Source organism: Mucilaginibacter sp. RCC_168, assembly GCF_041355315.1.
GTDB lineage: Bacteria > Bacteroidota > Bacteroidia > Sphingobacteriales > Sphingobacteriaceae > Mucilaginibacter.
This window is the reverse complement of record NZ_JBFUPN010000057.1, coordinates 1,838-3,004: the sequence shown is the minus strand read 5'-3', so window position 1 is coordinate 3,004 and position 1,167 is coordinate 1,838. Positions and strand designations below refer to the sequence as shown.

Genomic DNA, 1,167 nt, shown 5'->3' with positions numbered 1-1,167 from the left:
TAGCTGCTCCCGCGTTTACGGTTATTGTCAAAGGATAATTCCCCTGCTCCTGCACCTTGGGGTTGCTTGCCTCCAACAGCCATGACCGCGAAGAAATGACCTTACTTACGGGGTAATTCTCAAATACAAGCAAGGTATCGAAGAGGTCACCCTGTATGCCCGTCCAGCCCTGGATCGTATTTAACCCAGTATACTGATGCTCCCTGCTTTCCAGTTGCTGCTGCTGGATGGACTGCAGCCATTCCGTTATCCCCAGGCTTTCCCCGAGCAGAGAATGAAGGGGAAGGGTGTTGATATACATACCCACGCGGTCCTCTACCCCGGGCAGATCATCGGGCCGTCCGGATACCGTTACACCATAGACAATATGAGCATTTCCTGTATACCGGTGAAGCAGGTATGACCACACCCCCTGCATGATGGTATTGACAGTAATCTTATGACTTTGCGCATAGGCCGTTATCGTGGCCGTTTTATGCTCATCGAGGAACAGGAGCGCCTGTTTATATTGTCCCAAACCCTTATTTCGCTCCGTTTTCGTTGCTATAAAAGGCAACAGGCTGCCAGCTTCTACACCTTTGAGGTAACTACGCCAGTATTGCTGCTCTTTGTGTTTGTCCCGACTTTCTATATAACGTATATAATCTTCATATTTATCTTCGGGGACATCCGGCAGTTCAGTTCCGGTCACCATGTTCTCATAAACACTGAGGAATTCGCCCATTAAAAGGGAGCCAGACCAGCCGTCACAAATTATATGATGATGGCTCCAGAGCATATAGTAACGCTCCTCACTCAACCGGAAGAGAGCTACGCGCATTAGTGGAGGCGCTTTAAAGTCAAAGCCGCGACGCCGATCGGCATCTTCATAATCCCTGATGGCCCGCGCCTGTTCAGCCTCATTCTTTTTCCGGTAATCCAGCACATCCACAGGCATCACAGCCTCTTTGTATACACATTGAATAGGCACCTTAAAAGTATCGTATTCGAAACCGCTCCTCAATATACTGTGTCGCCTGATCAAATGGGCCCAGCTGTTGATGAATTGCGCTACATCTACATTGGCCAGCTCGCAACCAAACTGCTCAACATATGCACCGCTGCCGTGTTCATAAAGGGCATGGAACAACATTCCCTGCTGCAAATCGCTCAAACGATAAAGTGACG

General features: G+C 49.1%; 1 protein-coding gene. It reads right to left on the bottom strand.

From position 1 onward, the window contains the following. The coding region (locus tag AB6735_RS27915) for a condensation domain-containing protein (RefSeq protein WP_370999464.1) at positions 1-1,167 on the bottom strand (1,167 nt) is incomplete at both ends.